This window comes from Mesorhizobium sp. M0217, from assembly GCF_040321955.1.
GTDB lineage: Bacteria > Pseudomonadota > Alphaproteobacteria > Rhizobiales > Rhizobiaceae > Mesorhizobium.
Map to the genome: position 1 here is coordinate 381,391 of NZ_JAMYSN010000003.1, position 12,769 is coordinate 394,159.

Consider the following 12,769-nt stretch of genomic DNA (forward strand, 5'->3'; position numbering starts at 1 on the left):
CTTGGGCAGATTCTACTCACAGTTTCCCCAAAAGCTCCGGCGTCGGCCAGCCGTCTACCGGCATGCCGAGCCGCATCTGTTCCTTGCGGATGGCTTCGCGGGTGTTGGTGCCCAGAATGCCGTCGACGGTGCCGACGTCATAGCCCCTGGCTTCGAGCTTAGTCTGCAATTCCTTCATCTGGTCGCCATTGAGCCCGGTTTCGGGATTGCGCGGGTCGAACTGCTTTGCCCCGGCCAGCCGGCTGGCGAAGTTGGCGGCGGTTAGCGCGTAGGTGAAGGACTGGTTCCATTCGAGATAGACGTCGAAATTGTCGTAGGCGAGGAAGGCCGGACCTTTGCGGCCCATCGGCAGCGCCAGGCCGGCCTTCAGGCCATTGTCGATCAGCGGCGTGCCATCGGGATTGGTGACGCCCCAGGCGGCCCATTGCGGCAGCGGCAACTTGTTGGTGCGGCCGGTCTGCTCCCAGGGGATGTCCTCGGGCACGCGCACTTCCTCGATCCAGGGCTGGTCGCGTTTCCAGCCGCGCGACAGCACCTTGTTGGCCGTGGTCATGATCACGTCGGGTACGCTGCGCCTGAGGTCGACAATGCCGTCGCCGTCGCCGTCGACTCCGCGCGCGAGATAATCGGAAGGCAGGATCTGGGTCTGGCCGATCTCGCCGGCCCAGGCGCCGGTGACGTCGGCCGGAACGACGCCGCGATCGATCAGCGTCAACAGCGGCACCAGTTGCGGCCGAAACAGCTGCGGGCGGCGGCAGTCATGCGACAGCGTCACCAAGGCGCTCAGCGTGTGGAAATCGCCCTGTACGGCGCCGAAATCGGTCTCCAGCCCCCAGAAGGCAGTGATGATCGGCGCCTGGACACCGAACTGCTGGTCGGCGCGCGCAAAGATTTCGGCGTATTTCTTCAGGTTGGCCGCGCCCTGCTTCAGCCGGTAGGCCGAGATCATGCGGTTGGAGAACTGGATGAAGGTCTGGGCGAAGACGCCCTGGGCGCGGTCACGCGCCAGCACCTTGTCGTCGATGGCGGCGGCTTCCAGCGCGTCAAGGCCGACAGCGCCGACACCGGCCGCCTTGGCTTCCGCCGCCACGCCTTGCTTCCAGGTTTCGAAGTCGCCGCCGCATTCCTGCGCCGCCGCCGGCACGACCGCGGCGCCGAGCAGCAGGGCCGCGAGCAGCCCGGAGCGCAGGCGGCTCTTCGACTGTTTCCGGCGTGGATATCCCAGTGGTTGCAGGTAGGTGCGCATGGGACGTCGAAAAGCAGGCGGCAGAGCCGGTGTCAACGGGTGTTCTGCCGCAGCCACTTTTTCCAGGCTGCCTCAGTGCCGTTGAAGACGTTGATATCGGACTTGCCGGTCATGCCGGGAACGATACCGGTTCCGGTGTATTGCCAGAAGGTGAAAGGGTGGCTGCCGTACTTCTGGCGGGGGTGGCCGGCCACCGAGCGCAGCCAGTAGGGATAGCCGCGGAACGTCGAAAGGTCGTTATCGTCGAAGAAGTCGACCGAGGTGTAGATGATCGGCTTCTTGCCATAGTGCCGCTCGATCATCTCGAGAAAGGTGGTCATTTCGGCCCGCACCGTCGCCGAATCCGGGCGCAGCCGGCAGGTCGGCGATTGCGGGTTCCACTCCATGTCGAGCACCGGCGGCATGGCCGAGCGGTCGACGGGCACGTTCTGGATGAACCAGCGCGCCTGGGTGGCGGCAGGCGTGCAGAAATAGAAGAAATGGTAGGCCGCGCGCGGAATGCCATTGGCCTTGGTGCGCGACCAATGCTCGTTGAAATACTCGTCGAAACGGTCGCCGCCCTCGGTCGCCTTGATGAAGGCGAAGGAGATGCCGCTGGCCTTGGCCGTCGGCCAGTCGACCGAGGTCTGGTATTTGGAGACGTCGGTGCCGTGAACGGCATAGTTCCAAGGCGCGCCGCTATCCCATTCATGCGGCTTGGAGTCTTCGAAACGCGGTGCGCGCACGGCAACCGTCGGGCTGCTGGATGGCGACATCGAGGGCACGAGATCGCCGGCGGTCGAGCAGGCGGCCAGCAGCGTCAACGTGATGAGGGCCGCGAAACGGCGCATCGCATTTCCCGAGCCGGAATCAGCCGGTCGCTGTTGGGTTGTCGTTGCAGGTGCCCCTCAGGCGATCGCCCCACAGCATCGTCTGATACGCTATTTTCGTGCATGTCGTTGTTCCAAAACCGCTGCGCACTTTTGGGCGACATGCACCAGTGATCGCCGATCATGGTTGATAACAGGTTGACGGCGCTCGACAAGAACACCGATTTTGCGGAAGCAATGGCGGCAAATCGATGACATAAAATCGGGCCGCAAGCCACGGGCAGCGGAAAAGCAGGGACGGAAAGATGCGGATCGCCGTGAAGATCATCAAATGGCTGCTCGGCCTGGTCGTGTTGGCCATAGCCGCCCTGTTTGCCTGGCTCTACATCGCGCCGCCCGACCTGATCCGCGTCGGTTCCGGCTATTCCGCCAAGATTGTCTGCTCGAATGTTTTTATCGCCGGCCGTGATCCCAATGAGGTGCTTGCCATCGACGTGCAGGCGCCCGGCCATCCGCTTCTCAGGCTGATGAAGGTGTCGGTCGACAAGAACAGGGGGACCGTCTCGGCCGGGCTGCTTGGCTTCCTCGGCAAGAGCGTTGCCGTTGCGCGCGCCGGCCTGGGTTGCGCCTCGGTTCCCGACGGCGACGTCGGCAAGGCACGGCGCACGTCAATCCCTGCCGAGGCGTCGGCGGCCACCAAGGGCGATCTGTGGCCCGAGGGAGATCGAGTCGATGCCTCGCAAAATCCCGAAATCAACAAGATCCTCGACGGTGCGGCGATGACCGGCATCGGCATGCGCGCCGTGGTTGTGGTCAAAAATGGCCGCATTGTTGCGGAGCGTTATGGCGAGGGCTTTTCGGCGAAAACGCCGCTGCTGGGCTGGTCTATGACCAAGACAGTCAACGCCGCGCTCGTCGGCACGCTGGTCAAGGACGGCAAGATGGCGGTGACCAATCAGGGCCTGTTCGGCTCATGGAAGGCGGACGGCCGCGCCGCCATCAGCCTTGCCGATATGATGGCGATGTCGAGCGGACTCGAGTTCAACGAGGATTATGGCGACGTTGCCGATGTGACGCGCATGCTCTACCTCGAACCGGATATGGCGGGCTTCGCCGAGGCCAAGCCGCTGACCGGCGACGTCGGCAAGGTCTTTTCCTATTCGAGCGGCACGGCGGTGATGCTGTCGCGGCTGTGGCAGGATGCTATCGGCGACAAGGCGCTGATGTGGCCAAGGACAGCGCTGTTCGGGCCGCTCGGCATGCAAAGCGCGGTGCTCGAAACCGACGAGGAGGGTACCTTTGTCGGCTCATCCTACCTCTATGCCACCGGGCATGACTGGGCGCGGTTCGGCCAATTCCTGCTGCAGGGCGGCGTCTGGAACGGCAACCAGATCCTGCCGGCCGGTTTCGTCGACTGGATGCGCGAACCGGCACCGGCCTCGAAAGTCTACGGCAAGGGGCAACTTTGGATCGAAGCCCCGGGGGACGAAGGAAATCCCGGCGCCGGCGTCGCCGCCGGCCTGCCCAACGATACCTACTGGATGGAGGGCCATGACGGCCAGACGGTCGCCATCATCCCGTCGGAGCAACTGGTGGTGGTGCGGCTGGGGTTGACGCCCGCCAAGCTCGGCTACCGGCCGCAGGTGATGGTCGGCGCGCTGATGAAGGCACTGCGCTAGCTCCCTTTACCCTCCCCTTGATGGGGAGGGTCGGCGCGTAGCGCCGGGGCGGGGTGCCTGGCCACCCGCGCCTTCGGCGCGACCTCCCCCATCGAGGGGGAGGTAAGAGTGCGCGATCTTGACGACCGCCAGCCAGGCATAGCCGCGATAAAGCGTGCGGAAACGGAAGCTTGCGCCGGTTCGCCGAGATTCCGATTCCAGGACTTCACGCAGAGATTCACGTGGCGCGACGTGGAATTTCTTGAGCCAGCCGCGCAGCAATGTCCGGAACCAGCCGGGCAGGCGTTCCTGCTGGCCAAAGTCGACGACATGCAGCGAGCCGCCGGGCGCGAGTGCGGCGAGGGCTGCTGAAACCGTCTTTTCCCAACCGGGGATCATCGACAGGGAATAGGAGACGAAGATGCGGTCGAAGCGCTCGACGCCGAACAGCGTCTTGGCGTCGAAATCGGTGGCGTCGCCGCGTGCCAGCACGACGCGGCCGGACAGGCCTTCGCGGCCGATCGCCTTGCTGGCCGTCTCCAGCATCTCGGCCGAGATGTCGAGGCCGTAGAAGCGGGCGTCGCGGTAGCGGCGGGCGGCAAGCGCGATATTGCGGCCGGTGCCGCAGCCGAGCTCGAGCACTGTGCCGTTCGCCGGTACATCCAGCCCCGATATCATCTGGTCGCGGCCGAGCAGGTAATATTTGCGGGTCAGGTCGTAGATGTGGCGCTGCCAGCGATAGACGCCGTCCATCAGTTGCGCATGGTCGGCCGGCAGCTCGCTCGCGCTCATGCCGCGCGCTTCACGTAGAGGTGGAAGCCGCCATAGATGGCCGAACGGTCGCGGGCCGAATAGTCGCGCGAAGCCTCGTCCTCGTAGGTCCACTGGTCGAGCAGCGAAGTCGAGACGCGGCCGGGCAGCAGGCTGGGTTCGGCGGCGGTGCGGAAGATGACGCGGGCGCCGACCGACGCGGTGCGGGTGATCTCCGACCACAGCGCGTTGAGCTGGTCGTCGGTCATCCAGTCCTGCGCGTCGAGCAGGATGAAGCGGTCGACGGTGCCGGCATCCTTACCGGCCAGGAATTCGATCAGATTGGCGTGGTGGATGCCGACGCGACCGACATTGTTGCGGATCGCCTTGTAGTTGGCCTCTTCGAGATAGGCGGGAAGGGCGGCTTCGCCCGGATTGGGATAGCGACGGGCGAAAGCCTGCCAGGCGAAATAGTTGTTCTTCAAAGGAAAATCGCAAGCGAGCTTTTCCAGCCGGGCCTTCAGCACGCTGGCCATTGAACCATCGCCCGAGGTGATCAGCGAATCGTACTGCGCCGGCGGAATGCCGAGGCCGAACAGCGAAGCCTTGCGCGAGGTCGCCCAGCGCAACAGCTTCTTGTCGAAGACCGGCGCCAGCTCCTCGTTGAAGAAGCGGCGCTGGTCGGCGATGCACTTCGACGCCATGATCCCTGCGGGGTCGACACCGAAGAATTTGGCGGTGCGATGGCCCATGGCGATGAACAGGCCGAGCAGGCCGGTCTGGTAGAAATTGCGGTCGAAGACGGTGATGCGCCGGCGGCCGCGCCAGTTGCGGTGCTCCCAATAGTGGCGGCTGACCGGATCGAGATGCGGCGCGATGAAGCGGTCATAGGCCTCCGAATTGTGGCTGGTGTCGGCGGCGCCGAAGAAGCGGAACAGATCGCCCTGCGAAGGCAGGTGGCGCACCGCCTCCAGCTTCATCCGGTTCAAGGCGATGTGGGCGGCGTTGAGATCGACCGCTTCGACTCGTTCAGGCGAGCGGGTGAGGTAGGCCAGGATATTGCAGCCGCCGGAGGCGATGGTGACGACGCGGTGGCCCTGGCCAAGCTGCATGGCCTCCATGTCGACTTCAGGGTCTTCCCAGATCTGCGGATAGACGAGGCCGGAAAACAGCAGCGCAAACAGTCGTTCGGAAAGGCCGGCCTGCGACAGCGGGCGGTTCTGGTAGACGGCCTTTCCAACTTCCTTGCCGCGGCGAAAAACGAGATCCGAGGAGACGTCCGTCATGGCAAAGTGATTCCCCATTTGCTTTGCCGCAAGCGGGTAACTCAGGGGCATGACAGGCGGGTGACAGGCTGTTGACGCGAGTTCAGGCCTTGCCAAATCCCCCCGGTGTCGGCGTCGTCAGGATAACGGCGTCGCCGGCGTCGAGCACGGTCTGGTCGCAGGCCTTCAGCGTCTCGACGCTGCCGTCCTGGCGGCGGACCTTGGTCGAGCCGACCTCGCCGTCACCGCCGCCGTCGAGGCCTTGCGGCGGCCGGTTGCGGTGCGATGACAGGATGGCGCATTCCATCTTTTCGAGGAAGCGGATGGTGCGCCTGGTGCCGTCGCCGGCGCTCCATTTGCCCTTGCCGCCGGACCCTTGGCGGATGTGGAAATCCTCCAGCAGCACGGGAAAGCGCAGTTCCAGCACCTCAGGGTCAGTGAGTCGCGAATTGGTCATGTGGGTGTGAACCCCCGATGTGCCGGCAAAGCCACGGCCGGAGTTCATCCGGCCTGCCGGCGAACCGGAGCAGATGGTCTCGTAATACTGGTACTGCTTGTTGCCGAAGGTCAGGTTGTTCATCGTGCCTTGCGCATTGGCCATGGCGCCCATGGCTCCGAACAGCGCGTTGGTGACATGCTGCGAGGTCTCGACATTGCCGGCGACGACGGCGGCGGGGTAGGCCGGCTTCAGCATCGAGCCGTCGGGGATGATGATGTTGATGGGCCTGAGGCACCCGGCATTCATCGGGATCATGTCCTCGACCATGACGCGGAAGGCATAGAGCACGGCGGCGCGGGCGACGGGCTCGGGCGCGTTGAAATTGTTCTTCATGACAGGCGAGGTGCCGGTGAAGTCGACGGTCGCTTCGCTCTTTTGCCGGTCGACCGTGATCTTCACCTTGATCACCTGGCCGGTGTCGGTCGGGTATTCATACTGCGAGCTGTCAGGCAGCCTTTCCAGCACGCGGCGCACGCTTTCGGCGGCATTGTCCTGGACATGGCCCATATAGGCCTCGACGACATCGAGGCCGAAATGGGAGACCATTTTGCGCAGTTCCGCCACGCCCTTTTCATTGGCGGCGATCTGCGCCTTTAGGTCGGCGATGTTCTGGTGCGGGTTGCGGGCGGGGTAGGGGTGGTCGGTGAGCAGCGTTTGCAACTCCGTCTCGCGGAATTTTCCACGATCGACAACGCGGAAATTGTCGAACAGCACGCCTTCCTCGTCGACTGTGGTGGCAAGCGGCGTCATCGAGCCGGGGGCAGTGCCGCCGATATCGGCATGATGGCCGCGCGAGGCTACGTAGAAGATTACTTCCTCCCCCCTTGAGGGGGAGGTGGCGGCGGAGCCGCCGGAGGGGGGCGTTGCGGCAGTGCTCGACGCTCTTGTGGTGCCTTCTGAGAGGACCCCACCCGGCCGCTGCGCGGCCACCCTCCCCTCAAGGGGGAGGGAAAACACCGGCGTCACCACCGTGATATCAGGCAGATGCGTGCCGCCATTATAGGGGGCGTTCAGCGCAAAGACGTCGCCGGGATGGATGTCGCCGGAGTTCAGCCGGATGATGGTTTCGACCGAGCGGTCCATGGAGCCGAGATGCACCGGCATGTGCGGCGCGTTGGCGACCAGCGCGCCATGACGGTCGAAGACGGCGCAGGAAAAGTCCAGCCTTTCCTTGATGTTGACGGAATAGGCGGTGTTCTGCAGCGTGACGCCCATCTGTTCGGCGATCGACATGAAGAGGTTGTTGAAGACCTCCAGCATCACCGGATCGGCTTCGGTACCGAGGGCAGCCGTGCGAACTTTCCGTTCCGTGCGGCGAATGACGACGTGATTGAGGTTGGTGATTTCGGCCTGCCAGCCCGGCTCGACGACGATGGTCTGGTTCGGCTCGATGATCAAAGCGGGGCCTGGGACCAGATTGGATGGGCGCAGGTTTTCGCGGCGATGGATGCCGGCCTCATGCCAGCGGCCCTCGGTGTAGATGCGCCGCGTTCCCGACGCACCCGCTTCAACCCTTGCCGGTCCGGCGGGCGCAACGGCTTCGGCCGTGGTCTCGACGATCTCGGCGCCTTCCACGCCAACGGTCTCGACGATCATCGGCTTGTCATCATAGACGAACCCGAACTGCGCCTTGTGGGCGATTTCGAAATCGCGCCTGGCCTGGAAGATCGAGTCGCCTTCGAAATTCACCGACAGCGTGGTGTCGGTGCCGTCATAGCGGATGTGCAGCACCGGCTTTGCCGCAATCTTGTCCTCGGCGATGCCTTGCGCTGCCAATTCGGCGATGACGGCTTTTTTCAACGTGCCGATGAGGCTGGCGATCTCGGTCCTGGATTCTTCGGCAAGCGGCTTCAGGAGTGCCTGCTGGCGCGACGCGAAAACCGACGACAGGCCGATACCATAGGCTGAGAGCAGACCGGAGAAGGGGTGGATCAGTACCGCCTCCATGCCGAGCGCGTCGGCAACCAGGCAGGCATGCTGGCCGCCGGCGCCGCCAAAACAGTTCAAGAGATATTCGGTGACATCGTAGCCGCGCTGCACGGAAATCTTCTTGATGGCGTTTGCCATGTTTTCCACCGCGATGGTAACGAACCCTTCGGCGACGGCTTCCGGCGTGCGGCCATCGCCGATTTCGGCGGCCAGCGCAGCGAATTTTTTATGCACGGCGGCGACGTCCAGCGGCTGGTCCTGGCCGGGTCCGAAAATCGCCGGAAAGAAATCGGGCTGCAGCTTGCCCAGCATGACATTGGCGTCGGTGACGGCAAGCGGGCCGCCGCGCCGGTAGGCGGCGGGGCCGGGATTGGCGCCGGCGGAATCCGGGCCGGCGCGGAAACGGCCGGCTTCGTAATGCAGGATCGAGCCGCCGCCGGCAGCGACGGTATGGATGCGCATCATCGGCGCACGGATGCGCACCCCGGCGACCTCGGTGTCGAAGGCGCGCTCATACTCGCCGTCATAATGGGCAACGTCGGTCGAGGTGCCGCCCATGTCGAAGCCGATGACTTTCTCGAAGCCGGCGAGTTTCGCCGTCTCGACCATGCCGACGACGCCGCCGGCCGGGCCGGACAGCAGCGCGTCCTTGCCCTGAAACATGTCGGCGGCGGTGAGCCCGCCCGACGACATCATGAACATCAGGCGAGGAGATTGGCCAATCTCCCCCCTCGTGGGGGAGATGCCCGGAAGGGCAGAGGGGGGCGTGACGGAATGAGGCGCTGGCGGGACAGCGCCCCCCCCTGGCCGCTTTGCGGACTGCCCTTCGCTATGGCTCCGGGCGTTCGTCGCTGAAAAAGCCAAATCGTTGGCTTTTTCTCGGCCTTTGGCCGACCGCTCCTCACCCCCCACAAGTGGGGAGATTGGCGTCGCGCCCAGTTCTCCCGCCACCCTTTGCACATAGCGCGACAGGATCGGCGACAGATAGGCATCGACCACGGTGGTGTCGCCGCGGCCGACCAGCTTGATCAGCGGCGAGACCTCATGGCTGACCGAGACTTGGCTGAACCCGATCTTGCGGCAGACTTTCGCCACGGCCTTCTCGTGGTCGGGATATTTCCAGGCATGCATGAAGACGATGGCCACCGCATCGATGCCGTCAGCCTTCGCCTGTTCGATGGCGGGGCGGCAGGCGGCGATGTCGAGCAGGCGCTCGACCTCGCCATTGGCGCGCACACGCTCGTCGATCTCGATGACCCGCTCGTAGAGCTGTTCCGGAAGGATGATCTCCTTGGCGAAGATGTCCGGCCGCGCCTGATAGGCGATCTTGAGCGCGTCGCGAAAGCCCTTGGTGATGAGCAAAAGCACACGGTCGCCCTTGCGCTCCAGCAACGCGTTGGTGGCAACGGTGGTACCCATCTTGACGTCACCGACCAGGCCCGGAGGAATAGCGGTGCCGGATTTCAGCCCCAGAAGCTCGCGGATGCCGGCTATGGCCGCGTCGGGATAGGCTTCGGGATTTTCCGACAGGAATTTCCTGGGATGCAAACCGCCTTGCGGATCACGTCCGATCACGTCGGTGAAGGTGCCGCCGCGGTCGATCCAAAAATCCCATTTCTTGTCCACGCAGAACTCCGGCATTGCATTTGGGTCCAGACTGTTAGTTCGGCATCGCCCGGCCCGCAATCGGTAGTGCGCGGATGTTACATCAGGAAACGCAACGTTACGAAACTCATGGCCGTTTGATGCATTTTGCCTTCGACCGTTCACCGCAACGTGAGCGTGTGTTGAAGGAGAGATGTCATGAAAAAGCTCATTCTTGCTTCCGTTTCCGCCCTGGCCCTGTTCGGCGTTGCCGCCTGCAGCGACAGCGGTACGGATAACACCACCACCCAGAGCACCAATCCGCCAGCCGCCGAGCCCATGAAGCCGGCGACGCCGGATGCACCGAAGCCTGCAGAACCGGCTCCGGCAACACCTGCTCCTGCCCCCGCGCAGTAGCAGCAGTCTCGGTCACTTTGACGTGACGAGAGAGGAGGCCGGCTTCGCGCCGGCCTTCCTGCGTTTAGGTCGATTCGGGGCTCAAGGGCCTTGAACCGGCTCTTTCCTACGGTTTGGGATCTGGCGCGTCGGTTGCTTGCGTAAATTCGATCCACTCTGCGGCGCTGTCTTGGCTTGATAGCAATGGCCGGCGGCCCTAATAAGCGCTCATGTCGATTTGGGATCGCCTCGGCGACTTCATCACCCGCGTTTCATCTTCAGCCACGTCCGGCGTCGCCGATGTGGTCGAGGCCGTGCGCACGGTTTTCTCCGGTGACGCCGATCTGCGCCGGCGCGTCGCCTTCTCTGTGGCGATGATTGCGCTGTCAGCCAAGATGGCCAAGGCCGATGGCATCGTCACCCAGGACGAGGTTCGCGCGTTCCAGGAAATATTCGAGGTGCCGCGAGAACAGACCCGCAATGTGGCGCGGCTTTACGATCTGGCCAAGCGCGACGTTGCCGGGTTCGAGACCTATGCCGAGAGTATGGCGCAGATGTGCGGCTCGGGCCATTCGAACTGCGTCATGCTGGAAGACATACTCGACGGTCTGTTCCATATCGCCAAGGCGGATGGGCTGGTGCATGAGCGCGAAGGGATTTTCCTGCACCGTATTGCCGAGATTTTCCGCATCGACGAGGTGCACTACGAAGCCATCATGGCCAGGCACGTCAATCTCGGCGCCGGCGATCCCTATATCGTGCTCGGCATTGAGCGCGGCAAACCGTTCGAGGAGGTCAGGAAACGATACCGCAAGCTGGTCTCCGACAATCATCCGGACCGGCTGATAGCGCGCGGCCTGCCGCAGGAATTCATCAAGATTGCAACGACCAGGGTCGCGGCGATCAACGCGGCCTATGAAATGATCGAGCGGGGCCTCAGGCACGCATGAGCGGCTTCCCGCCCGACGAGCCAAGCGCGGAGGTCAGGGTATCGCCGAATTTCGGCCCGCGACGCGAAACGCTCAGGCCCGACATGATCGTGCTGCACTATACCGGCATGGCGACGGGTGCTGCCGCGGAAGCCTGGTTGTGCGACCCCGCAAGCGAAGTCTCGTCGCACTACCTCGTCCATGAGGACGGTCGCATTATCCAGATGGTGCGCGAAAGCGACCGCGCCTGGCACGCCGGTGCAAGTTCCTGGTTCGGTCGTCGCGACATCAACTCCTGTTCGGTCGGCATCGAAATCGTCAATCCCGGCCATTCGCTCGGCTATTCGGCCTTTCCCAAGCGGCAGGTGGAAGCGGTGATCGGGCTTTGCCTTGGTATCATCGCACGCCATTCCATTACGGCGCAAAGGGTGCTTGCCCATTCCGACATCGCGCCGGGGCGCAAGATCGACCCGGGCGAGAAATTCCCCTGGAATGCGCTGTTTGCGGCCGGGGTCGGCCATCTCGTGCCTGCGGCGCCGGTCCGGCGCGGCGCGGTGCTGAAAGCCGGCGATACCGGCGCCGAGGTCGAGGCACTGCAGTCGATGCTGGCGCTCTATGGCTATGGCGTCGAGATATCAGGTGTCTTCGACCGCCAGACCGAAATCGTCGTCGAAGCTTTTCAGCGGCATTTCCGACCGCGCCTGGTGAATGGTGTCGCCGACGGCTCTACGTCTAGCACGCTGCAAAGCCTGCTGACTTCCCTTAGGTCAGTTGCCTCTAAATAATCTTTTTCTGATATTCAAGTTACAGCCTGTCACTGAAAGTGAATTGCCTCGCCTTGTTCGACACAAATTCCGCCCTCAAACGCGGTTCGTGCAAGTTATCGGACCTCCAGCCCCCCGGATGCTCCGATATTGATTAGGCGTTGCTGCGTGAAGATCTTCGCGCGGCCAAACAGAACAGGACCACATGCAGAAATTGACCGTTGTAACGGCAGCTATTGCTGCCGGCGTAATGACTTTTGCCTTCAGCACGGCCGATGCCGCACCACTGAGCCAGAGGGCAGACCAGGGCTTCATCGCCGCACCCGCCAAAGCCACCATGACGAAGGCAAACCCGAAAGCAAAAAGGGCAATCACCGCGAAAGTGCGCAAAGCAGCCGTGGTGAAGGCCAGAAAAGCCACGGCCAAGAGGCATTTTAAGCGCAACAGGAAGAGCGTCGACCTGACGACGACCGCATCGATCCGCCCAAGCACCGCTGCGGAGTCGACTGCGGCAGCCGCGCTTGGCGGCCAGTATTCGGCAATCATTGCCCGCTATGCTGCGGCCGAAGGCGTGCCGGTGTCGCTGGCCCAGGCGGTCATCAAGATCGAGAGCAACTACCGGCCGAACATCGTCGGCAGCGCGGGTGAAATCGGCCTGATGCAGATCAAGCCGGCAACGGCGCGGATGATGGGGTATAGCGGCTCGGCCAAGGGTCTGTTCGATCCCGACACCAACATCAAATACGGCATGAAGTACCTTGCCATGGCGCGCAATCTCGGCGGCGGCACCACCTGCGGCACGATCCTGAAATACAATGCCGGCCATGCCGCGACGCGGATGAACCCGGTGTCGGCGGCGTATTGCGGCAAGGTCAAGGTGCAGTTGGCGGCATTGGGATCGCCGGCATAAAGTCTGCTTTTTCATTTGCGTTTTGGAACG

General features: G+C 63.4%; 10 protein-coding genes. 5 read left to right on the forward strand and 5 right to left on the reverse strand.

Annotated features, from left to right (window positions below; all coding sequences use genetic code 11):
• Window positions 1-16: 16 nt before the first annotated feature.
• The gene (locus NKJ18_RS08805) at window positions 17-1,246 is read right to left on the reverse strand and encodes a lytic murein transglycosylase (RefSeq protein WP_352758098.1); all 1,230 of its coding nucleotides are present in this window, start codon (window positions 1,244-1,246) and stop codon (window positions 17-19) included.
• A gap of 32 nt (window positions 1,247-1,278) precedes the next feature.
• On the reverse strand, window positions 1,279-2,076 hold the full coding sequence (locus tag NKJ18_RS08810; protein WP_023668254.1) for a glycoside hydrolase family 25 protein: 798 nt from the start codon (window positions 2,074-2,076) through the stop codon (window positions 1,279-1,281).
• Window positions 2,077-2,360: 284 nt separating this feature from the next.
• On the opposite strand from NKJ18_RS08810, the gene NKJ18_RS08815 reads away from it, so the two are divergent.
• Window positions 2,361-3,734 carry a serine hydrolase domain-containing protein gene (locus tag NKJ18_RS08815; RefSeq protein ID WP_352758099.1) on the forward strand — a complete coding sequence of 458 codons (1,374 nt, stop codon included), beginning with the start codon at window positions 2,361-2,363 and terminating at the stop codon, window positions 3,732-3,734.
• Window positions 3,735-3,740: 6 nt separating this feature from the next.
• Here the strand turns inward: NKJ18_RS08815 and NKJ18_RS08820 are convergent, their stop codons facing one another.
• Genes NKJ18_RS08820 through NKJ18_RS08830 form a run of 3 tightly spaced genes read right to left on the reverse strand, consistent with a single transcriptional unit; the run spans window position 3,741 to window position 9,782 of the window.
• On the reverse strand, window positions 3,741-4,505 hold the full coding sequence (locus NKJ18_RS08820) for a class I SAM-dependent methyltransferase (protein WP_352758100.1): 765 nt from the start codon (window positions 4,503-4,505) through the stop codon (window positions 3,741-3,743).
• Complete coding sequence (locus NKJ18_RS08825) at window positions 4,502-5,800, reverse strand: BtaA family protein (RefSeq protein WP_352758101.1); 1,299 nt, start codon at window positions 5,798-5,800, stop codon at window positions 4,502-4,504. Before NKJ18_RS08825 ends, NKJ18_RS08820 begins: the two co-directional genes overlap by 4 nt.
• Before the next feature lie 31 nt (window positions 5,801-5,831).
• Window positions 5,832-9,782: a hydantoinase B/oxoprolinase family protein gene (locus NKJ18_RS08830; protein WP_352758102.1), complete on the reverse strand. Its 3,951-nt coding sequence runs from the start codon at window positions 9,780-9,782 to the stop codon at window positions 5,832-5,834.
• A 177-nt stretch (window positions 9,783-9,959) separates the two neighbouring features.
• Here NKJ18_RS08830 and NKJ18_RS08835 point away from each other — a divergent pair, with 177 nt between their 5' ends.
• The 4 genes from NKJ18_RS08835 to NKJ18_RS08850 all read left to right on the forward strand — a co-directional run bounded on the left by NKJ18_RS08835 (window position 9,960) and on the right by NKJ18_RS08850 (window position 12,739).
• Complete coding sequence (locus NKJ18_RS08835) at window positions 9,960-10,157, forward strand: hypothetical protein (protein WP_023668260.1); 198 nt, start codon at window positions 9,960-9,962, stop codon at window positions 10,155-10,157.
• Between the two features lie 209 nt (window positions 10,158-10,366).
• Window positions 10,367-11,086, forward strand: coding sequence for a J domain-containing protein (locus tag NKJ18_RS08840; protein WP_023668261.1), 720 nt, complete (start codon window positions 10,367-10,369; stop codon window positions 11,084-11,086).
• Entirely contained in the window at window positions 11,083-11,850 is a 768-nt protein-coding gene (locus NKJ18_RS08845; protein ID WP_352758103.1) for an N-acetylmuramoyl-L-alanine amidase, read from the forward strand. Before NKJ18_RS08840 ends, NKJ18_RS08845 begins: the two co-directional genes overlap by 4 nt.
• A gap of 184 nt (window positions 11,851-12,034) precedes the next feature.
• Entirely contained in the window at window positions 12,035-12,739 is a 705-nt protein-coding gene (locus NKJ18_RS08850; protein WP_352758104.1) for a lytic transglycosylase domain-containing protein, read from the forward strand.
• Window positions 12,740-12,769: the final 30 nt, after the last annotated feature.